The organism is Streptomyces amritsarensis (assembly GCF_001953875.1).
GTDB lineage: Bacteria > Actinomycetota > Actinomycetes > Streptomycetales > Streptomycetaceae > Streptomyces > Streptomyces amritsarensis.
The window spans coordinates 13,093-36,859 of the sequence record NZ_MQUR01000065.1; the positions used below are offsets into that span (position 1 = coordinate 13,093).

Genomic DNA, 23,767 nt, shown 5'->3' on the forward strand with positions numbered 1-23,767 from the left:
CGTGGAGACCGGTGTGCCGTTGCGGCACCCACCGGTCCCGTCGATGCGCTTCGCCCGCCGTCCTGTTGACGGGACGGCTCCGAACACCCTGCCCCAAATTTCCGGCGTTCTGCCTGAGTTCCGGGAAACGGGCTTCCTTTCGCGGCTTCTCGCGCGCAATGCTGGACGGGCGACCACGGCCCCGTGCCGTGGTCCTTCACGTCCCCGGGAACCGAGTCCTCCACAGAAGGAGTGGTGCCGATGAGCGTCGCCAGCGCGGCCGGCCGTTCTCTTCCCCCTGCGCACGAGGTTCTCACGATGCCCAGCCGGTGGACCGCCCTGGAGAAGGCGCGGTCCGTCTGCGAGGCGCTGCCCTGGCTGACCCGCCACCAGAACCGCACCGTCGTCATCAAGCTGGGCGGGCACGCCATGGTCGACGAGCAGCTGACCGCCGCATTCGCCCGCGACGTCGTCTTCCTGCGCTACGCCGGGCTGCGGCCCGTGGTCGTCCACGGCGGCGGCCCGCAGATCGGAGCCGAGCTCGAACGGCGCGGCCTGGCGAGCGAGTTCAAGGCGGGCCTGCGGGTCACCTCGGCTCCCGCGATGGACGTCGTCCGGATGGTGCTCGCCGGGCAGGTCCAGCGCGAACTCGTCGGACTGATCAACGCGAACGGTCCGCTGGCCGTCGGAATGACCGGCGAGGACGCCGACACCCTCACCGCGGTCCGGCACGTGCCGTGGGTCGACGGCGAACCGGTGGACATAGGCCGGGTCGGCGACATCACCCGGGTGGACACCGGAGCCATCGAGGCACTGCTCGCGGACGGTCGCATTCCGGTCGTCTCCTCCGTCGCCCGCAGCGCCGAGGACGGCCACGTCTACAACGTCAACGCCGACACGGCGGCGGCCGCACTGGCCACCGCGCTGCGCGCGCAGGCGCTCGTGATGCTCACCGACGTCGAGGGCCTGTACGCGGGCTGGCCGGCCGGCGGGGAGGTCATCGCCCGGCTCACCGCCCGCGAGCTGGAGAAGCTGCTGCCGGAGCTCGCCGACGGGATGGTCCCCAAGATGACCGGCTGCCTGCACGCCGTGCGGGGCGGTGTCGGCACCGCACGCGTGATCGACGGGCGGGTACCGCACGCGGTCCTGCTGGAGATGTTCACGGACGAGGGCGTGGGCACGGTGATCGTGCCGGACCCGGAGCCGGAGTCGGCCCCGGAGCCGACCCCGGAGCCGGGCCGGGCGGATCGGGCGGATCGGGACCGCGCGGGGATGCGGCTGTGAGCGGGTCGGCCGCTCGGGACCGGTTACCGGCCCGCCATGGTGGCGCCACTGTGGCTCCTCATGGCTTCACCCGGCGCCACCCTGTGGGGCAGGGGCCCGTGAGGGAGCGTGGCCGATACCAACCACCCTGCGGCGCCCGGCCGGTCACCGGAATCGGGTCCGTCCGCGGCCTCGCACGCCCAGGTCGGTGCGGTCCGGGCGGCGCCGCCGAGCGCCCCGTCCGGACGTCGCGCAACCGACTCTATTCAGCCGCTCCCGCCACGTGGCTCAGAAATGGCGCGACAGTGGCGCCATGGATGTGCCATGATGGCGTCACGGAAGCGGCGCCGATCGATCCCGGCGCCGCCACCCCGACCCGCCTTCCCTGATCCCGCCGTCACGGACTTCGCCCCACCGGCCCGCCCCGGGTCCAGGCCCCTGGCCGGCCGCGCCGACCGCCCTGACCGGAATCACCCCGCTCGCACCACCGATTCAAACAGGAGTTCTTTTCGCTATGGCCACCTTCCTTTACAAAGTGGGACGATTCGCCTTCCGGCGACGCGGTTTGGTCGCACTCTTGTGGGTCGCCGTTCTGGTCGGGGTCGGGTTCGCCGCCTCCACCGCGCCGGCTCCGCCCGCCGATACGTTCTCGATGCCGGGTACGGAGTCCCAGAAGGCCTTCGACCTGCTGAAGGAGAAGTTCCCGGCCATGAGCGTGGACGGGGCCACCGCCCGCGTGGTGGTCCGTACGCCCGGCGGCGAGAAGCTCTCCGACCCCGCCCAGAAGGCCAAGGTCGAGACCCTCGTCGGGGCTCTCGCCAAGGCGCCGGACGTGGTCTCCGCGTCCGACCCCTTCAAGACCAACGCCATCAGCCAGGACGGCACCACGGCCTACGCCGTCGCCACCTACAAGCTGACCGCGCTCAAGCTGACCGACGAGGCCCACGACGGCCTCGACAAGGCGCTCGCGGACGCCCGGGCCACCGGTCTCGTCGTCGAGGCCGGCGGTGACGCCGTCAAGGTCGACGGAGCGCCGGGCGGCGGCGCCGAGGGCATCGGCATCCTCGTCTCCGCGATCGTCCTGGTCCTCACCTTCGGTTCGATGATCGCCGCGGGCATGCCGCTGCTCACGGCCATCCTCGGCGTCGCCATCGGCGGCGCGGCCATCACCGCGCTCGGCAGCACCCTCGGCCTGTCCAGCACGACGTCCACCCTCGCGCTGATGATCGGCCTCGCGGTCGGCATCGACTACGCCCTCTTCATCGTCTCCCGCTACCGCTCCGAGATGGCCGAGGGCCGTGAGCGCCAGGACGCGGCGGGACGGGCAGTGGGCACGGCCGGCTCCGCCGTCGTCTTCGCCGGCCTCACCGTCATCGTCGCCCTCGCCGGCCTCACCGTGGTGAACATCCCGATGCTCACCAAGATGGGCCTCGCCGCGGCCGGCACCGTCGCCGTCGCCGTCCTCATCGCGGTCACCTTCGTTCCGGCCCTCCTCGGCTTCGCGCCGGTCAAGGTCATGCCCCGCCGGGACCGCAAGCAGTACAGCGGCAAGCCCCTCACCGAGCGCCAGCAGCGCAAGGCCGACAAGCGGGCCGCCAAGGGTCCGAAGCCGAACCTGGGCACCCGCTGGGCGCGGTTCGTGGTCCGCCGCCCGCTCGTCGTCCTCCTCTTCGGCGTCGTCGGCCTCGGCGCCGTCGCGGTGCCGGCCGCGAGCCTCCAGCTCGGCCTGCCCGGCGAGGGCACCATGGCCCCGGAGACCACCCAGCGCAAGGCCTACGACATGCTGTCGGAGTCCTTCGGGGCCGGGTTCAACGGGCCGCTGATGGTCACCGTCCAGGCCAAGGACGCCGCTACCGCCGCCGCCGGCGTGGGCAAGGAGCTCGCCAAGATCGAGGGCGTCGCCACCGTCACCCCCGCCACGCCCAACGACAAGGGCGACACCGCGGTCCTCACCGTCATCCCGAAGACCGGACCCACCGAGACCGAGACCGAGGAGCTCGTCGGCCACATCCGGGGCGCCGCGGGCACCCTCGGGGCGGGCAACGGCGGCGCCGAGATCCTGGTGACCGGCCAGACCGCCCTGTTCATCGACTTCTCCCAGACCCTCGACGACGCGATGCTGCCCTACCTGGGCCTGGTCGTCGGACTCGCCTTCCTCCTGCTGGTCCTCGTCTTCCGCTCGCTGCTCGTCCCGCTCAAGGCGGCCCTCGGCTTCCTGCTCTCCGTGAGCGCGGCCCTCGGCGCGGTCGTGGCCGTCTTCCAGTGGGGCTGGCTCGGAGACTTCTTCGGCGTCGAGCAGCCCGGCCCGATCATGAGCACGCTGCCGATCTTCATGATCGGTGTGGTGTTCGGCCTCGCGATGGACTACGAGGTCTTCCTCGTGACCCGGATGCGGGAGGCCCACGTCCACGGGGCGCAGCCCAAGGAGGCGGTGGTCACCGGCTTCCGCTACGGCGGCCGGGTGGTCGGCGCCGCCGCGATCATCATGGTCAGCGTCTTCTCCGGCTTCATCATGGAGGACAACGTCTTCGTCAAGATGGTCGGCTTCAGCCTCGCCATCGCCGTCCTCTTCGACGCCTTCGTGGTCCGCATGGCCCTCGTGCCCGCCCTGTTCGCCCTGCTCGGCCGCTCGGCCTGGTGGCTGCCCCGCTGGCTCGACCGGGTGCTGCCCAACATGGACGTCGAGGGCGAGAAGCTGAGCCGCACCGCTCCCGCCGTGCCCGCCCAGCAGCACCGCGGGCAGGAGGCCGGCGCCCTGCGCTGACCCCCGCCGCACGACCCGGACGCCCGTACCCGACGGCCCTGTTGCCGCCGGGTACGGGCGTCTGCGCGGCCCCCGCCGCCCCGCTGCGCCGGGACCGCTCGCCGACCGGCCCCGCTCGACCTGGCCGGCGTGCCGGACCGGCCCGAGCAGGAGCGGGCCCCAGGCCCCGACAGCCATACGCCCCGACCCGGCGTGTCGGCCGGCATGCGGCTCAGTGGTCCACGGGCAGGCCGGTCGGCTCCTTGATGCGCTTCATGATGATCTGCGAGTTGACCTCGGTGATGCCGGTGAGGGCGGTCAGCTTCTCGATCCACAGCCGCTCGTACGCGCGCAGGTCCGCGACGGCGATCCGCAGCAGGCAGCCGGGGCTCCCGAAGAGGCGGTAGGCCTCGATGACGTCCGGGATGTCCTGGAGGGCGGCCTCGAAAGCCTCGACCGCCTCGCGGTCGCGGCGCACCTCCACCGAGACGAGCACCTCGAAGCCGCGCTCCACCGCCTCGGGATCGATCACGGCCCGATAGCCCTGGATCACCCCGTCCTGCTCCAGCTGGCGCACCCGCCGCATGCAGGGCGACGGCGTCAGGCCCACCCGCTGGGCGAGCTCCTGGTTGCTCAGCCGCCCGTCGGACTGAAGCTCGCGCAAGATATCGCGGTCAATGGCGTCCATGGCGCAATTATCACCCACGGAGTCCCGGTCAACGCGGTGGAAGACGCAAGCATATTGCGTCCCAATCGCTCTATCATTGCTGCTTTGAGTACATATGTGCGAGTGAAGGGTGGCCACGCAGCATGGGACGGATCGTCGTCATCAGCACCGGCGGCACGATAGCCAGCCGCTGGCAGGGCTCCGGATTCGCGGCGGACGCCGACGGCACGGAGGTCATCGCCACGGCCCCGCTGCCCGAGGGCATGACCGTCGAGGTCGTCGACCTCTACAGCGTGAACAGCCCCCGCCTCACCACGGCCCACCAGCTCACCCTCCTGCGCACCGTGCACGAGGTCCTCGCCGACCCCGGCGTCGACGGCGTCGTCGTCACCCACGGCACCGACACCCTGGAGGAGTCGGCGTTCCTCGTCGACCTCCACCACCACGACCCGCGCCCCGTGGTCTTCACCGGCTCGCAGCGGCCCATGGGCACCGCCGACGGCGACGGCCCGGGAAACCTGTACGACGCACTGCTCACCGCCGCCACCACCCGGGGACTCGGCGTCCTCATCGCCTTCGCCGGCCGCGTGCACGCGGCCCGCGGCACCGTGAAGACGCAGGCCGTGGAGCTGGACGCGTTCGCGGACCCCTCCAAGGAACTGCTCGGGAAGATCGGCTTCGGCAAGGTCACCGTCCTGCGCACCCCCCAGCGCCCGGCCGCGCTCCCGCTGCCCGCGATGCCCGAACTCCCGCCCCGCGTGGACGTCGTCATGCACCACGCCGACGCCGACCCCGTACTCCTGAACGCCTCCGTCGAGGCCGGCGCCCGCGGCATCGTCCTCGTCGGGACCGGCGCGGGCAACGCCACCCCGGAGATCGCCGAAGCGGTCCGGGCCGCCGTCGCGCGCGGGGTCCTGGTCGCCCTGACCACCCGGGTCATGGCCGGACCGGTCACCGAGATCTACACGCACGGCGGCGCCGTCGACCTCGTCGCCGCCGGCGCCGTCCCCACGGGCACCCTCCGCGCCGGCCAGGCCCGCATCGCGGTCCTCTCCGCCCTCCTCGCCACCGAGGACGCCGCGGAACAGGCCCGCATCCTCCGCGAGGCCCTGACCCCGCAGAGCCCGGTACTCGTCCAGGCGTAGCCGCGGCCACGGCGGCCGGGCCCCGCGCACTTCTCCCCGCAGCCGCCGTCGAGGGTGAGGCCGGTGACGCCCGGGAGGGTAATGCCCGCCGGCATGGCCCCGATCGAGGCGGCGGACGCCGTCCTGCGCATGGTGGTCCGCCGACTGCCCCTGGCGTTCCCGGGGCTCCGCGCATGCCGCTTCCTGGGGAAGTTCACCGCGGAGGGCGACCTCGGCATCGACATCGGGCCGATGGCCGCACTCCCCGACCTGAAGGAGGTCCACGTCCTCGCGGGCCGCGGCCGGGTCCGGGGCGCCGAGCGACTGCCTTCGACCACCGCGGTGTTCTGCGAGTGACCGGACGGCCCCCCTGCCGGGGTGCCGCCCGGTCCGCCGCTGTCAGCCGCCGAACGCCGACAGGATGCGGTCCGCCGCCGACGTCGGGGTGAGCGAGCCCGCCCGCACCGCGTCCTCCAGGTCCGGCGCGAGCTCCCGTACGGCCGGGTCGGCGCGCAGCCGCTCCAGCAGCTCGTCGCGGACCATCGACCAGGTCCACTCCACCTGCTGCGCCGCCCGCTTCGCCGCCAGCCGGCCGCCCGCGTCCAGCAGGGTCCGGTGCTGCTCCAGGCGCCTCCACACCTCGTCCAGGCCCGTCGACTCCCGGGCGCTGCACGTCAGGACCGGCGGCGTCCAGGCCGCGTCCACCGGGTGCATCAGCCGCAGCGCACCCGACAGTTCCCGCGCGGCGGCCTTCGCGTCCCGCTCGTGGGGGCCGTCCGCCTTGTTCACCGCCAGGACGTCGGCCAGCTCCAGGACGCCCTTCTTGATGCCCTGCAGCTGGTCGCCCGTACGGGCCAGCGACAGCAGGAGGAAGGAGTCGACCATCCCCGCCACCGCGGTCTCCGACTGGCCCACGCCGACCGTCTCGACGAGGACCACGTCGTAGCCCGCGGCCTCCATCACGATCATCGACTCGCGGGTGGCCTTGGCGACCCCGCCCAGCGTCCCCGCCGACGGCGACGGCCGAACGAACGCCGCCGGATCCACCGACAGCCGCTCCATCCGGGTCTTGTCACCCAGGATGGAGCCGCCCGTGCGCGTCGACGACGGGTCCACCGCGAGCACCGCCACCCGGTGCCCGAGCCCCGTCAGCATCGTGCCGAAAGCGTCGATGAAGGTGGATTTGCCCACCCCGGGCACCCCGCTGATGCCGATCCGGCGCGCCCGGCCCGAGTGCGGCAGCAACTCCGTCAACAGGCCCTGTGCGAGCGCCCGGTGCGCGGGCAGGGTGGACTCGACGAGGGTGATCGCCCGCGCGATGAACGCGCGCTTCCCGTCGAGCACCCCCTTCGCGTACGCCTCGATGTCGATCTTCGGCACCGGCGCCCGCCTACAGCTCGTGGCCCAGGTCCGCGGCCAGCCGCGTCACCAGGTCGTGGGCCGCGTCCGGGATGACCGTGCCGGGCGGGAACACCGCGGTCGCGCCCATCTCCAGCAGCGTCGGGACATCGGCCGGCGGAATCACCCCACCCACGACGATCATGATGTCCTCGCGGCCCTCCTCCGCCAGCTGCTCACGCAGCGCCGGGACGAGGGTCAGGTGGCCGGCCGCCAGCGACGACACGCCCACCACGTGGACGTCCGCCTCGACGGCCTGGCGGGCCACCTCCGCCGGGGTCTGGAACAGCGGGCCGACGTCCACGTCGAAGCCCAGGTCGGCGAAGGCCGTCGCGATCACCTTCTGGCCGCGGTCGTGCCCGTCCTGGCCCATCTTCGCGACCAGGATCCGCGGACGCCGCCCCTCCGCCTCCTCGAACCGGTCCACCAGCGCACGGGTGCGCTCCACCGACGGGGACTCGCCCGCCTCGTTTCGGTACACACCCGCGATCGTACGGATCTGGCTCGCGTGCCGCCCGTACACCTTCTCCAGTGCGTCCGAGATCTCACCCACGGTCGCCTTGGCGCGCGCCGCGTCCACCGCCAGCGCGAGGAGGTTGCCGTCGCCGCGCTCCGCCGCGTTCGTCAGCGCCCGCAGCGTGTCCTGGGTGACCGCCTCGTCGCGCTCCTCGCGCAGCCGCCGCAGCTTGGCGATCTGCTGGGCGCGCACCGAGGAGTTGTCGACCTTGAGGACCTCGATCGCCTCGTCGCTGTCCACGCGGTACTTGTTGACGCCGATCACCGGCTGGCGGCCGGAGTCGATCCGGGCCTGCGTACGGGCCGCGGCCTCCTCCACGCGCAGCTTCGGGATGCCCGCGTCGATGGCCTGCGCCATGCCGCCGGCCGCCTCGACCTCCTCGATGTGCTGCCAGGCCCGCCGCGCCAGGTCGTACGTCAGCTTCTCCACGTACGCGCTGCCGCCCCACGGGTCGATCGACCGGCAGGTCCCCGACTCCTGCTGCAGCAGCAGCTGGGTGTTGCGGGCGATGCGCGCCGAGAAATCCGTCGGCAGCGCGAGCGCCTCGTCGAGGGCGTTGGTGTGCAGCGACTGGGTGTGGCCCTGGGTCGCCGCCATCGCCTCGATGCACGTGCGCGTCACGTTGTTGAAGACGTCCTGCGCCGTCAGCGACCAGCCCGACGTCTGCGAATGCGTGCGCAGCGAAAGCGACTTGGCGTTCTTCGGGTCGAACTGCTTCACCAGCTTCGCCCACAGCAGGCGCGCCGCCCGCAGCTTGGCGACCTCCATGAAGAAGTTCATGCCGATCGCCCAGAAGAACGACAGGCGCGGCGCGAACGCGTCCACGTCCAGCCCCACCGCCTGTCCGGCCCGCAGGTACTCCACACCGTCCGCGAGGGTGTACGCCAGCTCCAGGTCGGCCGTGGCACCGGCCTCCTGGATGTGGTAGCCGGAGATGGAGATCGAGTTGTACCGCGGCATCTTCTGCGAGGTGAACGCGAAGATGTCGGAGATGATCCGCATCGAGGGCTTCGGCGGGTAGATGTAGGTGTTGCGGACCATGAACTCCTTGAGGATGTCGTTCTGGATGGTCCCGGCCAGCTTGTCGGGGGAGACCCCCTGCTCCTCCGCCGCCACGATGTACAGCGCGAGGACCGGCAGCACCGCGCCGTTCATCGTCATCGACACCGACATCCTGTCCAGCGGGATCCCGTCGAACAGCTGCCGCATGTCGTAGATCGAGTCGATCGCCACGCCCGCCATGCCGACGTCACCGGTCACGCGCGGGTGGTCGCTGTCGTAGCCGCGGTGCGTGGGCAGGTCGAAGGCCACCGACAGGCCCTTCTGACCGGACGCCAGGTTGCGCCGGTAGAAGGCGTTCGACTCCTCGGCCGTGGAGAAGCCGGCGTACTGCCGGATCGTCCACGGCTGGTTGACGTACATCGTCGGGTACGGGCCGCGCAGGTACGGGGCCACGCCCGGGTACGTGCGCAGGAAGTCCAGGCCCTCCACGTCCCGCCCGGTGTAGAGCGGCTTGACGCCGATGCCCTCGGGCGTCTCCCACAGCAGGTCGGCGGCCGCGGTGCCGGTGGACTCCTTCACCGAGGAGCGCCACTGCTCCTCCGAGACCCCGGCGGCGGCGGTGGGACCGAGCGCCAGCTCGGAGAAATCGGGGATGCTCATGCGGGCACTCCCATCCGGTCGAGTACGGAGGACAGCACGGCGACGGCGTCACAGCCGGCGAAGACGTACTCGTCCACGGAAGCCTCTGCGGTGCCCGGCCGGCCGGCGAGGAAGACGGTCGTGGCGCCCGCGGCGCGCAGCGCCCCGGCCACCGCCGCGGCCTGCTCCTCGTACAGCGCGTCGCTGGAGCAGAGCACGGCCATGCCGTCGGCGCCGCTCGCCGCGTACGCCTCGGCGGCCGTCTGCGCGTCCACCGACACCGGATCGTGCACGGACTGGATCCCGCCCGCCTGGAACAGGTTCGAGGCGAAGGTGGCGCGCGCGGTGTGCGCGGCCGCCGGGCCCAGCGCGGCGAGGAAGATCCTCGGCCGGGCGCCGGTCGCCGCCAGGTGCGCGTCACTGCGGGCCCGCAGGGCCTCGTAGGCCTCGTCGCGCCGTACGCGCGGCAGCCCGCCCGTGGGAGCCGCGGGCGCCGGCTCGCGGACGACCGGCTTCTCCGACAGCAGCGGGAACTCGCTGACCCCGGTGATCGGCTCGCGCCGCTTGGCCAGCTTCTTGGAGCGCTCCGCCCAGGTGGCGGCGAGGCGTTCGGCGACCAGGCCGGAGCGCAGGGCGGCGGCCAGGCCGCCGGCCTTCTCCACCGTCCGGAAGAACTCCCAGGCGGCGTGGGCGAGTTCGTCGGTGAGGCGCTCGACGTAGTACGAACCGCCCGCCGGGTCGATCACCCGGGCCAGGTGGGACTCCTCCAGCAGGATCGTGGAGGTGTTGCGGGCGATGCGGCGCGCGAAGGCGTCCGGCAGCCCCAGTTCGTTGTCGAAGGGGAGCACCGTGACCGAGTCGGCGCCGCCGACACCCGCGGCCATGCAGGCCACGGTGGTGCGCAGCATGTTCACCCACGGGTCGCGGCGGGTCATCATCACCGGCGAGGTGACGGCGTGCTGGAGCTGGGCACCCGCCTCCGGGGCCCCCGAGGCCTCGGCGATCCGGGCCCACAGCCGGCGCGCGGCGCGGAACTTGGCGATGGTGAGGAACTGGTCCGCGGTCGCGGCGTACCGGAACTCCAGCTGGCCGAGCGCGGCTTCGACGCCCAGCCCACCTGCGGAGAGGGCGCGCAGGTAGGCGACGCCGGTGGCCAGCGACAGCCCCAGCTCCTCGGCGGCGCTGCCGCCGGCCTCGTGGTAGGGCAGGGCGTCCACGGTCAGCGCCCGCACCCCGGGCAGGCCGGCGGCGGCCTCCCGGGCCAGCTCCACGGCGGCGGCCTGGTCCAGCGCCTCGCCGGTCCGCGCCTCGTGGCCCAGCGGGTCGGCGCCCAGGGAGGCCCGCACGGCCTCCGGAGCCACCGAGCGCTCGGCGAACAGGTCCAGCAGCGCACGGGCGGCGCCGGCGTAGTCGGCGCCGGCGTCCAGGGCGATCGGGGCGAGGTCCAGGTAGACCCCGTCCAGGGCCCGGGCGAGGCCGTCGACCGGGATGCCGCCGCCGCCCACGGTGAGCCAGAGGGAGGTGACCCCGTTCTCCAGGTCGGCGAGGGCCGCCTCGTTCAGGCGCTGCGGATCGGTGCCCGCGAGGCGCTGGCGCACGTCCCAGCCGTTCGCGGTGGTGCCTTCCGGCCTGCCTCCGCGGACGAAGGGGGCGAAGCCGGGAAAACCGGTGTCGGGCACCGTCCCGTCGGACGGCGCGGTGTACAGCGGGCGGGTGGTGAGCCCGTCCTCGAGTCGGGTGGACAGCGCATCTTCTGCGGCCTCGCCGGATGCTTCCTTGCCCGACTTGCGCAGTACGCCTTCTACAAGGCGCTGCCACTGCTCATGCGTCGCGTCAGGGAACTCGGCGGCCAGGGAGAGCCCGTCGTCAGGCAGGACCGTCATGGCTCGAATGTAGGGGAGCGCGCTCAGGTGGCACCATACCGACGGGTGTGATCTCCCCCTCTCGGACCGTACCGAGAGAGTCCTGCAACACCCGGCTGAGCAGCACGGTTGCGGCGGCCTCCGGGAGCCCGGCCGGACCCGCGTGCGGGACCACGATCCGTTCGGGGTCGTCGCAGACGTGCGAGAGCTCCGGCGCGGCGGCCCGCAGCTCCTCCAGGCGGCCCGCGTGCAGGACACTCGCCGGCTCGGTCACGACCATGACCGCCGGATTGAAGACATCCGACAGAAGGGACGCCGCACGGCCCACCGCGCGGGTCCCCGGCCGCCGCCGCGTCCACCAGCAGCGGCACGGCAGGGTCCCGGAGGGCGCCGGGTTCCCGTGCCGGACTCTCTGCGCGGGTCGGCGGGCCGGGTGCCTGCCCCGGGCCTTGGCCCGGGCCCCTACGCCGGGGCCGGAAACCGGTGCCCGTCCGGTATGCGGGCCCTCCGGTACGGATCCCGGCGAACGCGTGGCTGCCGCGTTGCGGCACCGTGAAATCCGGCCACGGTTTTCGGCCGCCGAAGGTGGGTGGCGGGTGAGGCGGCGTACGAGGGAAAGGGCAGGTCGGAGCGGGTGTACGGGGTGGAAGCGGAGGCCGGCGGGGCATGCGCGGGGTGGCCGCGGACGGGGGTTGACCGGGGTCCGGGGCGCTGACACGCTCCGGGACATGACCGCGAACGAACTCCTCGCCCCGCGGCTCCGCACCCCCGGCCCCTGCACCACGCCGGGCGAGTGTCCGGGCCGCTGTCCGGCCCCCTGTCGCCCCTGACCTCACCGACGGCGCTCGCGCCCCCGGGCCGCCGAAACCGCCGGGTCACCGGCCCGGCGGCAGGCACGGGCCGGCTGCCGAGCCGGACCGCGGTCGTGCCCTGCGTCCACCGGCCGGCCAGTCGAACCGACCGCGGTCAGCCGTCCGCAGCCTGCGGCGGTTGACGGGCCCGGGCCATGGCCCCCGGATCACGAGCCCGAAGCCCCGCAGCCCGGGAGCCCGCAGACCGACCGGTCTGCGACGCCCGGCGGGCCCCCGGCCGGTGGTCCGCAGGCCGCCGGCGGCCGGACCGTCGTCCCCGGCGGCCCGTGCCGGTGATCCGTCGGCCCGCAGGTCGATCGGTCTGCGCTACCCGGCGGGCCCACCAGGCAGGTGGCCCGCAGGGCGTCGGACCGTCGGTCCCGCGGCTTGCGGCCCGAGGCCGGCCGGTCGGCCGGTCTGCGCTACCCGGCGGGGCCACCGGCTGGGTGGTCCGTCGGCCCGACGGCCCGCAGGCCGGCCGGCCCGGCGGGTCCACGCCGGTGGTCCGTAGGCCGCCGGCGGCCGGACCGTCGTCCCCAGCGGCCCGGGCCGGTGAGCCGTCGGTCCGGGGCTTGCGGCCCGAGGCCGGCCGGTCGGCCGGTCTGTGTCGCCCGGCCGGTGGCCCGCAGGCCGCCGGGTCGCCGGACCGGGGGTCCTCCGCGACCTCGGTCCGACGCCCCGGACCCCGACCGTACGCGTCAACTGCCAACCCACGTGCCCGAACGCCACCCGCCCCGTAGCCGCAGGGCACCGACCCCCGTACCCGTAGCCGTCGTCCGGTCCTTCACCGCTCCATTTCTTCCGCTGCGGAAATAACCACCGCGGCCGCACCCAGGAGTCACCATGGCCACTGCCACGCACACCCACACCCACGCCACCCTCACCGTCACCAAGATCGGCGGCCGCATCGGCGCCGAGATCGGCGGCGTCCGGCTCGGCGGCGACCTGGCCGAGGCCGACGTCGCCGGCATCCGCGCCGCCCTCCTCGCCCACAAGGTCGTCTTCTTCCGCGGCCAGGGGCACCTCGACGAGGCTTCCCACGAGGCCTTCGCCGAGTTGCTCGGCGCTCCGGTCGCGCACCCCACCGTTCCCTCCGCGGACGGCCGCTACGCCCTCGGCATCGACTCCCACCACGGCGCCCGCGCCAATCAGTGGCACACCGACGTCACCTTCGTCCCCGCCTACCCCGCCTTCTCCATCCTCCGCGCGGTGACCATCCCCCCGTACGGCGGCGACACCCTCTGGGCCAACACGGCCACCGCCTACACCCACCTCCCCGAGCCGCTGCGCGCCCTCGCCGACGGCCTGCGCGCGGTCCACTCCAACGAGTACGACTACGCCGCCCTGCGGCCCGACACCCTCCCCGAGGCACTGGCCCAGTACCGCGAGGTGTTCACCTCCACCAAGTTCCTCACGGAGCACCCGGTGGTCCGCGTCCACCCCGAGACCGGCGAACGCACCCTGCTGCTCGGCAACTTCGTCCAGCGGATCCAGGGCCTCACCGGCCGCGACTCCCGGGCGCTGCTCGACCTCTTCCAGGCCCACATCGAGAGCCCGGAGAACACCGTCCGCTGGCAGTGGCAGCCCGGCGACGTCGCAATCTGGGACAACCGCGCCACCCAGCACTACGGCGTGGACGACTCCGACGACCACGAGCGCACCCTGCGCCGCGTCACCGTCGACGGCGACGTCCCGGTCGGCCCCGACGGAGCCCCGTCCCGCCTGCTCAGCCCGGAGACCGTCCCGGACCCGGCCTTCGGCATCGCCTCGGGCGCGTCCACCTCCGACGCCCCCGCCGCCTGATCCGGCACAGGCCTGATCCGGCACAGGCCCGATCCCGCAGAGACCGTACGCCGCCCAAGGAGCCACCGTGCCCAAGCTGCTCGCCCTCACCGGCAGCCCCTCCGCCCACTCCCGCACCGATGTGGTCGCCGACCTCGCCCTGCGCCACCTGACCCGCTCCCATCCCGGCTTCGAGACCGCCCGCCTCGCCGTGCGCGAGCTTCCCGCCGCGGACCTGCTGGCCGCCCGGCGCGGCGAGCCCGAGATCCGCCGCGCCCTCGAAGCCGTCGCCGAGGCCGACGGCCTCGTCATCGCGACCCCGGTCTACAAGGCCTCGTACACGGGCCTGCTCAAGGCCTTCCTCGACCTGCTGCCGCAGGACGGCCTCGTCGGCAAAGCGGTTCTCCCGCTCGCCACCGGCGGCAGCCTCGCCCACGTCCTGACCATCGACTACGCGCTGCGTCCCGTGCTCGCCGCCCTGGGCGCCCGGCATGTCACCGCCGGCCGGTTCGTCCTGGACTCCACCGTCGAGCGCGGCTCCGGCCCCGACCGGCTGCGGCCCGAGGCGGAGCTCGACCTCCTCCAGGCCGTCGACGAGTTCGCGGATGCCCTGCGCGTCGCCGGCCGCCCCCCGACCGCCGCCGGCCCGCCGGCCCCGGCCACCACCCCGGCCCCCGCCACCGCACCGGCCCCCGCCCCCGCGCTGACCGCGGCCGACGCCCTCACCGCCACCGCCGCCCCGTAAGTCCCGCCCCGCCCCTCGCGACCCGTACCGACAAGGATCCGTCATGCCCGCAGCCCTCACCTCGACCACCACCTCCCGGCGCCAGTTCCTGACCCTGCTCGGCATCTCGGCGGCCGCGGTGAGCTGCGGCACGGCCACCGCCGGCGGTGGATCCGGCTCCGGTTCGTCGAGCCAGGTCACCACCCTCAAGTACCAGGGCAGCGTGGGAGCCGTCACACTCCCCGAACTCGCCGCCGACCTCGGCTACCTCGGCGACGTCAAGCTGGAGTGGATCGGCAACACCATCAGCGGCCCGCAGGACATCCAGTCCGCCGCCACCGGCCAGATCCACTTCGGCGGCGCCTTCAACGGCGCCGTGGTCAAACTGGCCGCCAGCAAGGCCCCGATCACCTCCGTCATCTCCTACTACGGCTCCGACCAGCACTCCTACAGCGGCTACTACGTCCTTGAGGACAGCCCCCTGCGAACCGCCCGCGACCTGATCGGCAAGAAGGTCGGCATGAACACCCTGGGGGCGCACGCCCAGGCCATGCTGGAGATCTACCTGAAGCGCAACGGGGTGTCGAAGGCGGACTCGGCCAAGGTCGAATCCCTGGTGGTCCCGCCGGTCAACACCGAACAGGTCCTGCGGCAGAAGCAGATCGACGTCGCCGTACTCGGCGGGGTGCTGCGCGACAAGGCCCTCGCCGCCGGCGGGATCCGCCCGCTCTTCTCCGACTTCGAACTGCTCGGCCCGTTCAGCGCGGGCAGCTACGTGATGACGAAGCGCTTCATCAAGGAGAACCCCGACACCGTCCGGACCTTCGTCACCGCAGTGGGCAAGGCCATCGAGTGGTCCCGCACCACACCGCACGAGCAGGTCACCGCCCGGATGACGGAGATCGTCACCAAGCGCGGCCGCAACGAGGACACCGCCACCCTCAAGTACTGGCGCTCGTACGGCGTCGCGGAGGCCGGCGGCCGGATATCCGACAAGGAGTTCCAGGTCTGGCTGGACTGGCTCGCCGAGCGCGGCGACATCAAGGAGGGCCAGCTGAAGGCGACCGACCTCTACACCAACGAGTTCAACGGAAACGGGAAGGGGTGACGACGGCCATGGCGAAGATCGTGTTCGAGGGCGTCCGCAAGACCTTCGGGGACTTCACGGCCCTCGACGGCATCGACCTGGAGATCCGCAGCGGCGAGTTCCTCGTGGTCGTCGGCCCCAGCGGCTGCGGCAAGTCCACCCTCCTGGACCTCCTCGGCGGCCTGTCGACCCCGACGGCCGGCCGGATCCTGCTCGACGGCAAGCCGGTCACCGGGCCGGGCCTCGACCGGGGCATCGTGTTCCAGCAGTACGCGCTGCTGCCGTGGCGCACGGCGCTCGGCAACGTCGAGTTCGGCCTGGAGGCCACCGGCGTCCCGCGCCGCGAACGCAAGGACCGGGCGCGGGAGTTCCTCGACCTCGTCGGCCTGACGGGCTTCGAGGACCGGCATCCGCACCAGCTCTCCGGCGGCATGCGCCAACGCGTGGCCATCGCCCGCTCGCTGGCGTACGACCCCGACGTGCTGCTGATGGACGAGCCGTTCGCCGCCCTCGACGCCCAGACCCGCGAATCCCTCCAGGACGAGCTGCGCCGCATCTGGCAGCGCACCGGGAAGACCGTCATCTTCATCACGCACGGCATCGAGGAGGCCGTGTACCTCGGCCAGAGGGTGGCGGTCATGACCTCCCGGCCGGGGCGGATCAAGGAGATCGTCCCCGTCACCTTCGGCGAACGCCCGGGCACCGGAAACGGCACCGCAGACGGCACCGCAGACGGCACCGGCCCGGCCCCGGCGTCCGCCGCCGGCCCGCAGGGCGAGGACCTGCGGTCCAGCCCGGAGTTCGCCCGCTACCGCCACGAGATATGGACCCTCCTCCACGACGAGGTGGCCCGCGCCCAGCAACTGGAGAAGGAGGAGGCCTCCGTATGAGCACCGGAACCGATACCGCTGCCCCCGCCGTGCTGCCCGCCGCACCGGCTCCCGCCGAGGACGTACGGGACTCCGCGCCCCCGCCGCGTCCGGTGCCCGACCTCCGGCCACCGCAACGCGCCGCCCGGCAGCCCCTCAGAGCGCTGGGACGCAGGCTGCGGGCCGTCGCCCTGCGGTCGGCGGCGGTCCTCGCCCTGCTCGGCCTGTGGGAGGCCGCGCCCCGGCTCGGCCTGGCGGACCCGACCTTCCTGCCGCCGGTCAGCGAGGTGGCCGCCGCCTGGTGGGAGCTCCTGGGCAACGGCCAACTCGGCCGGCACACCTGGGCCAGCCTGGTCCGCTCCTTCGGCGGCTTCGCCATCGCCGTCGCCGTGGCCGTCCCGCTGGGGCTGCTCATCGGCTGGTACCGGCCCGTCGCCGCCCTGCTCGGCCCGCTGCTGGAGCTGTTCCGCAACACCGCCGCCCTGGCCCTGCTGCCGGTGTTCGTGCTCCTGCTCGGCATCGGCGAGACCTCGAAGGTGTCCATCGTGGTCTACGCCTGCGTGTGGCCGATCCTGCTGAACACCATCAGCGCCGTCGGGAACGCCGACCCCACCCTCGTCCGGCTGGCCCGCTCGATGGACCTGTCCACCCCGAGGCTCTTCCAGAAGGTGATCCTGCCGGCCTCCGTACCGGCCGTCTTCACCGGCATCCGGCTCGCCGGCGCCATCTCCATCCTCGTCCTCGTGGCCGCCGAGATGATCGGCGCGAAGGCGGGCCTGGGCTACCTGATCAACGCCTCGCAGTTCAACTTCGCCATCCCGCAGATGTACGCGGGCATCGTCACCATCTCCGCCATCGGCGTGGCCTTCAACCAGCTCCTGGTCACGATCGAACGCCGCCTGAGCACCTGGCGCGTCCCCTCCTGACGTCCCGACGCCCTGACGCCCTGTCGCCCTGCCGGCCCGCGCTGCCCGCCCCGCCCGCCCGCGCACCCGGCCTGCCCGGCCTGCCCGGGCGGGGCGGGCCGGCACGCCTTTCCCGCCCCACGCCACGACTCCGGAACCACGAGGACCCGCCATGACCGCTCCCCGGACCCTGCACCTCAACGCCTTCCTCATGAACGCCGGCCACCACGACGCCGCCTGGCGCCACCCCGCGAGCCGCCCCGAACGCGTCACCGACCTGAAGTACTTCCAGGAACTGGCCCGCACCGCCGAGCGCGGCCGACTCGACTCGATCTTCTTCGCCGACGGGCTCGCCCTGTGGGGCAAGGCCCGCTACAACGCCCTCGGCGGGTTCGAGCCGCTCACCCTGCTCTCCGCCATCGCCGCCGTCACCGAGCACATCGGCCTCATCGCCACCGTCTCCACGACCTTCAACGAACCCTTCAACCTGGCCCGCAAGTTCGCCTCCCTCGACCACATCAGCGGCGGCCGGGCCGGCTGGAACATCGTCACCTCCGGCACCCTCGACGAGGCGCGCAACTTCAACCGGGACGAGCACCTGGAGCACGGCCTGCGCTACGAGCGGGCCCGTGAGTTCCTCGACGTCGCCACCAAGCTCTGGGACAGCTGGGAGGACGACGCGATCGTCCTCGACAAGGAGGCCGGCATCTACGCCGACACCGACAAGCTGCACCCCGCCGCGCACCGCGGCGAGTACTTCGGCGTCGCGGGCCCGCTCAACGTCCCGCGCTCCCCGCAGGGTTACCCGCTGCTGGTGCAGGCGGGCTCCTCCGAGTCCGGGAAGGAGTTCGCCGCGCAGTACGCCGAGGCCGTCTTCACCGCCCAGCAGACCCTCGCCGACGGCCAGACCTTCTACAAGGACCTCAAGTCCCGCCTGGCCCGGTACGGCCGCGCCGAGGACGACCTGCTCGTTCTGCCCGGCATCGCCCCCGTCATCGGCTCCACCGAGGCCGAGGCGAAGGCCCTGGAGCAGGAGCTCACCGACCTCCAGGTTCCGGAGTACGGTCTCGCCCAGCTCTCCGGGATGCTGGGGGTGGACCTCACCGGCCTGCCCCTCGACGGCCCGCTCCCCGACCTGCCCGAGGAGCGGGACATCAACGGCAACAAGAGCCGCTTCACGCTCGTCGCCGAACTCGCCCGCCGTGACGGTCTCAACCTGCGCGAGCTGATCGCCCGCCTCGGGGCCGGCCGAGGCCACCGCGTCTTCGCCGGCACCCCCGAGCAGATCGCCGACCAGCTGGAGCAGTGGTTCACACAGGGCGCCGCCGACGGCTTCAACATCATGGCGCCCGTGCTGCCCACCGGCCTGACCGACTTCGTGGACCAGGTCGTGCCGATCCTCCAGCGCCGCGGACTCTTCCGCACCGAGTACACCGGCCGCACCCTGCGCGAGAACTACGGCCTGCCCCGCCCGGCCAACCGGTACGCGGGAACCGCCTCGTGACGGACCCCGCCCCCGGCGCCCCGTAACGGCGCCCGTGAGGCCGGCCTCTCGCGTGCCGTCGGAGCCCGCTGCTCCGGCGGCATCCGGCCTGGTCTGGTCAGACCGTCAGGACGATCTTGCCGCGGGTGCGGCCCGCGGCGCTCAGCTCCCAGGCCCGGGCCGCCTCGGCGAGCGGCAGGGCGTGTTCCACGTTCACGGTGAGCTTCCCCGTGTCCGCCAGTTCCGCGAGGAAGGCCAGGTCGGTGGTGTGCGGGCGTACCGACAGCTGGTGTGCGCCCTTCGCGGCGGCCTCGTAGTCGGCGATGGACACCACCCGGTCGTGCCGGCGGACCAGCGACTGGAGGGTCTCGATGACGCCGTCCCCGTAGAAGTCCAGGGCGGCGTCCACGCCGTCGGGCGCGAGCTCGCGGACCCGGTCCGCCAGCCCCTCCCCGTACAGCACGGGCTCCGCGCCGAGCGAGCGCAGGTAGTCGTGGTTGTGCGCGCCGGCCGTGCCGATGACCCGCAGGCCGAGCGCGACCGCGATCTGCACGCCGAAGGAGCCCGTACCGCCGGCCGCGGAGTGGATGAGGACGGTCTCGCCGGCCTTGACGCCGACGCGGGTCAGCGACTGGTAGGCGGTCAGGCCGGCCAGCGGGAGGCCCGCGGCCTGCTCGAAGGTCAGCTCGCGCGGCTTGCGGGCGAGGGTGCGGACGGGGGCGGCGACCAGTTCGGCGTACGTGCCGAGCTCCACCCACTCCTTGCGGACGTAGCCGTACACCTCGTCGCCCACGGCGAAGTCGAAGGTGTCGGGGCCGACGGCCTCGACGACACCGGCCACGTCCCAGCCGGGTATGACGGGGTGGCGGACCTCGAGGACGGAATCCAGGTGGCCGGCTGCGAGCTTCCAGTCGACCGGGTTGACACCGGCGGCCCTGACGCGGACGAGCACCTCGTCCGGCCCCACCTTGGGCTGCGGCACGTCAACGACCGTGAGGGAGGGGGGAGTTCCGTATGCGCTGTATGTGATGGCCTTCATGATCGCCCCAACACGGCTCCCGCTCCCGATGTTCCGGACCGCTCAGGCCGGCAGCGTGTTGCGGTGCGAGCGCCTGCGCGCCGCGCTGAACAGAGCCTGGATCTGCGCGCCCGACTGCTCGACGTCGTCGAGGGGCGAGGGGAAGGGCAGCCGGACGTCGCGGTGGCCGCGCCGCTCCTCCAGCCGCAGCGTGATCCCGTAGCGGTCCATGGCGAGCGGCAGGGCGCGCACGACCGCGGCCGCGGGCTGCGGCCGGACCAGGCGCAGCAGCAGCGTGACGAGGTCGTGGTGCTCGTCGAGGAGGTGCGTGAGCATGCCCGCCTCGTACGCGGCGAGCGGGTCGGGGTCGGCCTCGTCCAGCTCCTCCAGGCCGACGTACGCGATGCCCTCGGCGGTCTCGAGCTCGGCCCGCTCGAACTCCATGCAGGTGGAGTCGGCGCCGGACTCGGCGGACAGGTCCGAGTAGGGCGTGAGCAGCCGGCCCAGCACGGTGACCCGGGCGCGCACCCGGTCCCGTACGGGGGTGGGTGCGACGTCGGTGAACTCCAGCCGGATCGCGGGCCGGTGCTCGGCGTGGCCGCCGGGCTCGGCGGGGTGCAGGTGCAGCCGGCCCATGGGGTCGCCGCCGTCGAGGTGGCGGACTTCGCGGCGCAGCCCGTCGGTGACCACCGTCATGGAGTGGGCGGCGGCCAGGACCGACCGGATCCGCTCGGCGGCGGTGGGCAGGACGGCCGAGGTTGCGGGGTCACCGAACAGGCGCATGCGGATCTCTCCATCGTCCGTGTGGGTTAGGTATGCCTAACCTAACTCATCCTGGTCCCGGAGAGTACCCGGCACCACTCGTGTCGTTGTTGGGCTGAACGGGTGAAACACGAGAGGATGGGGGGATGCACATGAAGCGCGCGGCCGAGGCGGCCCGGTGAGCAGGTACGACGTCACCGACGAACAGTGGGAGGGGCTCGCGCAGGTGGTACCCCTGCGCAGTCGCAACGAATGGCCCTCCCGGGTGGACCACCGCACGATTCCCAAGTCGCCCGGGGCGACTGCGGCGGAGCAGCGGCGCTTCGTGGTGATCAGAGTCCAGATCTTCGCGGACGCCCGGGAGGTGGCCGAGTACCTGATCGCGCAGATCCCGGTCCTGCTCGACCTCACCGGCGCGGACAGCGAAGTGGCCAAGCGGATCCTCGACTTCAGCAGCGGGGTGGTCTTCGGGCTGGGCAGCGGGATGCACCGGGTGGACCGGAACGTCTTCCTGCTCGCGCCCGTGGGGACCGAGGTCGAGGGGATCGCGGCCGCGGCCGTCCCCCGATCGTAGGAAGGTCCGTACGAAGGAACGGTTCGCCGGGGCCGCGGGGGGCCCGGCGGCCCGTACCGTCCGGCGCATGGACGCCACCGCCACCGCCGTCGCGTTAGGCGACGCCCGTACCGATTCCCCCGAGACCGGACCGTCCGGCGGGCCCTCCGGCGGGCCACCGCCGGACCCGGCCGTGCCCGCGCCGTCCGGCGGACGGGTCGCCTCCGCGGCTGCGGTGCCCGCCGGTCCCGCGACGGCGCCGCCGACGGCCCCCGGCCCGACCCCGCCGCCGGCCGCCGCTCCGCCTGCGCCGGCAGTGGCGGCCGGCGGGGCGGCCGGTGGGGCGGCCGTGCCGGCCCAGGCGGCCCGCCGCGGCTCCGGCCGGCCCGTCGAGCCCGCGCAGCGGCAGCCGCATGCGCGGCCCGTGATCACCGAACTGCGGCTGTCCGCCTTCGGGCGGCACCGTGGCGCCGCCTTCCCGATCGGGCCCGTCACCTTATTCGCCGGTCCGAGCGGCAGCGGCAAGTCCCAGGTCCTGGCCGCCTACGAGGCCCTGGCCGGGCTCGGCGCGGGCGCCACCCTCGAGGACGCCTTCCCCGACCCCGGCGCCCGCATCCCCGACATGGCCCTGCCCGACGCCCAGCGGCGGCGCGGGTTCCGCCTCGGCTGCACGGTCGACGGCCCCGCCGGACCGGTCCGGCTCGACCTCGCCGTCCAGGCCGAACCCGCCCTGCGGATCGCCGGTGAACGCCTGTCGCAGGACGGGCAGATCCTGTTCGCCACCGCCCTGCGCGACCCCGGCCGGCGTTCGGTGCAGGCCGCCTGGCTGACCGGCGGGGCCGTCGGTGTCACCCGGGCCCCGCTGCCCGACGACCGCCTCGGCACGGCGCTGCTGCCGCTGCGGGTCGCGGGCTCCACCGCCGGCCAGCGCAAGGTGCTGACCGCCGCGGAACAGGTGGTCGTGGCCCTGCGCTCGGTGTTCTCCTGCGACCCCCACCCGGACCGGATGCGCGCCCCCGTCCCCCGGGGCGACGGCCGGCTGCTGGGCGACTGCGCCAACCTGGCCGACGTACTGCGCCGGACCCGCCACGAATGCGGAACCCGCCACGCGCTGCTGGCCGAGGCCGCCCGTACAGGCTGCGCGGGGCCCGTCGCCGCCCTGGACGTACGAGCCCCGGAGGGCGGCGCCGTCGCCGCGGTCCTGGACCGCGGACCCGGCCGGCCTGCCACCGAGCTGGCCCGACTCGGCGCGGGCGAACTCCGCTTCCTGGCACTGGCGCTGGTCCTGCTCACCGGCCCGGGGGTGCTGGACATGGACCCCGCCGCCGAGCTGCTCTCCGCGCAGCAGGCGCTGACGGTGCTGGCCGACGGCCTCGACCGCGGCCTCGACGGCAGGCAGGGCGGCGAACTGCTGCGGCTGGCAATGCTGTCCTGCGGCCGCGGCCACGTCCGGCTGGTGGCGGCCGTGGGGGAGGGGACCGCGGCCGCCGCCCGCCGCATCGAGGGCGTGTCGGTGGTAGACCTGTCGCCATGAACGAGACGCAGGAGCCCCGGCAGCCCGAGCGGCGGCCCGAGGAACGGCTGGACCTGCTGCAACGCAGGCTCGCGCAGTTCGCGGCGGCGCGCGGCTGGGAGCCGTACCACACGCCCAAGAACCTAGCGGTGGCGCTGAGCGTGGAGGCGGCCGAACTGGTCGAGATCTTCCAGTGGCTGACGCCGGAACAGTCGGCGAAGGTCATGGAGAAGCCGGAATCCGCCCACCGCGTGGCCGATGAGGTCGCCGACGTGCTCGCGTATCTGCTGCAGTTCTGTGAGGTTCTCGGGGTGGATGTGCTGGATGCGCTCGCCGCGAAGATCGAGAGGAATGAACTGCGCTTCCCTCTAACGGGTGGTCCGACACCGAATCGTCACTCTTCGGAGTGATGGACTCCTCAACAATCACGTTTCTGTCCACATTTTCCGAATACCCCTGGCTTTACTGACTCGTTGCCCTCACTCTGGGTAGTGGTGAGGATGGCGGGGTGTCGTGCGGACGGGGGACGGCATATGGATGCGGTACGGCTCATCGCGGCCGGCCGGCACGCTCTGGCACAGAGCGGGGCGGCGTGGCACATCGTGGGCGAGGCCTGGCAGGCACAGGCGCTCGCACAGGGGATCGGGAGCTGGCTGGCGGTCACCGGGCCGCCGGAGCTGAGACCGGAGGCACGGGGACTGGGGGAAGCGGGGGGCAGAGGATGCGGGGTACTGGACCGGGCGGCCCTGCGCGGCGAGGGCAGCGCGCCCGAGTACCCGCCGCGAGCCGCACAGCTGAGCGTGGTGGCGGATGTCCGTCAGGCGCTGCTCGGACTCCAGGCGCTGCTGGGCGAAGTGGGGATAGCCCTGGTCGGAGTGGCCTGCGGCACGGACGACGAGGCCCTGTACTGGCAGTGCATAGAGTCGATCGACGCCGCTGACGAGTCGAGCGACCGGGTGCGGGCGATCCTGCGCCGCATGGCGGTGCGCGAGCGGGGCTCCGCCTCGGGCGTGGCCTGAGCCGGGC

Annotated in this window: 21 protein-coding genes; 14 read left to right on the plus strand and 7 right to left on the minus strand. The window is 73.3% G+C overall.

Going from position 1 to position 23,767, the window contains the following annotated elements:
- Positions 1-297 precede the first annotated feature (297 nt).
- Positions 298-1,263, plus strand: a complete 966-nt coding sequence (gene argB, locus AVW11_RS24355) for an acetylglutamate kinase (protein ID WP_079250763.1) — start codon at positions 298-300, stop codon at positions 1,261-1,263.
- Between the two features lie 493 nt (positions 1,264-1,756).
- Entirely contained in the window at positions 1,757-4,006 is a 2,250-nt protein-coding gene (locus tag AVW11_RS24360) for an MMPL family transporter (RefSeq protein WP_076045910.1), read from the plus strand.
- A gap of 211 nt (positions 4,007-4,217) precedes the next feature.
- Here the strand turns inward: AVW11_RS24360 and AVW11_RS24365 are convergent, their stop codons facing one another.
- Positions 4,218-4,673, minus strand: coding sequence for an Lrp/AsnC family transcriptional regulator (locus tag AVW11_RS24365; RefSeq protein ID WP_030849413.1), 456 nt, complete (start codon positions 4,671-4,673; stop codon positions 4,218-4,220).
- A gap of 122 nt (positions 4,674-4,795) precedes the next feature.
- Between AVW11_RS24365 and AVW11_RS24370 the strand changes: the two genes are divergently transcribed.
- Together AVW11_RS24370 and AVW11_RS24375 are read left to right on the plus strand one after the other, a co-directional pair.
- The gene (locus AVW11_RS24370) at positions 4,796-5,797 is read left to right on the plus strand and encodes an asparaginase (protein WP_030849415.1); all 1,002 of its coding nucleotides are present in this window, start codon (positions 4,796-4,798) and stop codon (positions 5,795-5,797) included.
- 93 nt (positions 5,798-5,890) lie between these two features.
- Positions 5,891-6,133, plus strand: coding sequence for a hypothetical protein (locus tag AVW11_RS24375; protein ID WP_143568888.1), 243 nt, complete (start codon positions 5,891-5,893; stop codon positions 6,131-6,133).
- Positions 6,134-6,175: 42 nt separating this feature from the next.
- Here AVW11_RS24375 and meaB read toward each other — a convergent pair whose 3' ends face one another.
- From meaB to AVW11_RS24395, 4 genes are read right to left on the minus strand one after another with little or no spacing between them, the layout of a single operon-like run.
- Positions 6,176-7,156, minus strand: coding sequence for a methylmalonyl Co-A mutase-associated GTPase MeaB (gene meaB / locus AVW11_RS24380; RefSeq protein WP_030849421.1), 981 nt, complete (start codon positions 7,154-7,156; stop codon positions 6,176-6,178).
- A 10-nt stretch (positions 7,157-7,166) separates the two neighbouring features.
- Positions 7,167-9,353 (minus strand): methylmalonyl-CoA mutase, encoded by a 2,187-nt coding sequence (gene scpA / locus AVW11_RS24385; protein WP_030849424.1) that lies wholly within the window; start codon positions 9,351-9,353, stop codon positions 7,167-7,169.
- Positions 9,350-11,215, minus strand: a complete 1,866-nt coding sequence (gene mutA, locus AVW11_RS24390; RefSeq protein WP_076045912.1) for a methylmalonyl-CoA mutase small subunit — start codon at positions 11,213-11,215, stop codon at positions 9,350-9,352. Before mutA ends, scpA begins: the two co-directional genes overlap by 4 nt.
- Positions 11,199-11,474 (minus strand): hypothetical protein, encoded by a 276-nt coding sequence (locus AVW11_RS24395; RefSeq protein WP_143568889.1) that lies wholly within the window; start codon positions 11,472-11,474, stop codon positions 11,199-11,201. The genes mutA and AVW11_RS24395 overlap by 17 nt, the downstream gene beginning before the upstream one ends.
- A 1,414-nt stretch (positions 11,475-12,888) precedes the next feature.
- Here AVW11_RS24395 and AVW11_RS24400 point away from each other — a divergent pair.
- From AVW11_RS24400 to AVW11_RS24430, 6 genes are all read left to right on the plus strand, one after another.
- Positions 12,889-13,848 (plus strand): TauD/TfdA dioxygenase family protein, encoded by a 960-nt coding sequence (locus AVW11_RS24400; protein ID WP_076045914.1) that lies wholly within the window; start codon positions 12,889-12,891, stop codon positions 13,846-13,848.
- Positions 13,849-13,915: 67 nt separating this feature from the next.
- On the plus strand, positions 13,916-14,572 hold the full coding sequence (ssuE, locus tag AVW11_RS24405; protein WP_234362377.1) for an NADPH-dependent FMN reductase: 657 nt from the start codon (positions 13,916-13,918) through the stop codon (positions 14,570-14,572).
- Positions 14,573-14,615: 43 nt separating this feature from the next.
- Positions 14,616-15,659: an ABC transporter substrate-binding protein gene (locus tag AVW11_RS24415; RefSeq protein WP_030849439.1), complete on the plus strand. Its 1,044-nt coding sequence runs from the start codon at positions 14,616-14,618 to the stop codon at positions 15,657-15,659.
- Positions 15,660-15,667: 8 nt separating this feature from the next.
- Positions 15,668-16,528, plus strand: coding sequence for an ABC transporter ATP-binding protein (locus tag AVW11_RS24420; RefSeq protein WP_076045930.1), 861 nt, complete (start codon positions 15,668-15,670; stop codon positions 16,526-16,528).
- Positions 16,525-17,433 (plus strand): ABC transporter permease, encoded by a 909-nt coding sequence (locus AVW11_RS24425; RefSeq protein ID WP_225884950.1) that lies wholly within the window; start codon positions 16,525-16,527, stop codon positions 17,431-17,433. The genes AVW11_RS24420 and AVW11_RS24425 overlap by 4 nt, the downstream gene beginning before the upstream one ends.
- 151 nt (positions 17,434-17,584) lie before the next feature.
- Positions 17,585-18,916: an LLM class flavin-dependent oxidoreductase gene (locus AVW11_RS24430; protein WP_060180547.1), complete on the plus strand. Its 1,332-nt coding sequence runs from the start codon at positions 17,585-17,587 to the stop codon at positions 18,914-18,916.
- Between the two features lie 97 nt (positions 18,917-19,013).
- Here the strand turns inward: AVW11_RS24430 and AVW11_RS24435 are convergent, their stop codons facing one another.
- Positions 19,014-19,934, minus strand: coding sequence for an NADP-dependent oxidoreductase (locus AVW11_RS24435; RefSeq protein ID WP_076045916.1), 921 nt, complete (start codon positions 19,932-19,934; stop codon positions 19,014-19,016).
- A gap of 42 nt (positions 19,935-19,976) precedes the next feature.
- Positions 19,977-20,696 carry a DUF2470 domain-containing protein gene (locus AVW11_RS24440; RefSeq protein WP_030849454.1) on the minus strand — a complete coding sequence of 240 codons (720 nt, stop codon included), beginning with the start codon at positions 20,694-20,696 and terminating at the stop codon, positions 19,977-19,979.
- Positions 20,697-20,853: 157 nt separating this feature from the next.
- On the opposite strand from AVW11_RS24440, the gene AVW11_RS24445 reads away from it, so the two are divergent.
- From AVW11_RS24445 to AVW11_RS24460, 4 genes are all read left to right on the plus strand, one after another.
- A complete protein-coding gene (locus AVW11_RS24445; RefSeq protein ID WP_030651331.1) occupies positions 20,854-21,249 on the plus strand; it encodes a cell division protein SepF in 396 nt (131 codons plus the stop codon).
- Between the two features lie 328 nt (positions 21,250-21,577).
- Positions 21,578-22,762 (plus strand): AAA family ATPase, encoded by a 1,185-nt coding sequence (locus AVW11_RS24450; RefSeq protein WP_420856396.1) that lies wholly within the window; start codon positions 21,578-21,580, stop codon positions 22,760-22,762.
- Positions 22,759-23,151, plus strand: coding sequence for a nucleotide pyrophosphohydrolase (locus tag AVW11_RS24455; RefSeq protein WP_076045918.1), 393 nt, complete (start codon positions 22,759-22,761; stop codon positions 23,149-23,151). Before AVW11_RS24450 ends, AVW11_RS24455 begins: the two co-directional genes overlap by 4 nt.
- 123 nt (positions 23,152-23,274) lie before the next feature.
- Positions 23,275-23,760, plus strand: coding sequence for a DUF6099 family protein (locus AVW11_RS24460; protein WP_030849462.1), 486 nt, complete (start codon positions 23,275-23,277; stop codon positions 23,758-23,760).
- Positions 23,761-23,767: the final 7 nt, after the last annotated feature.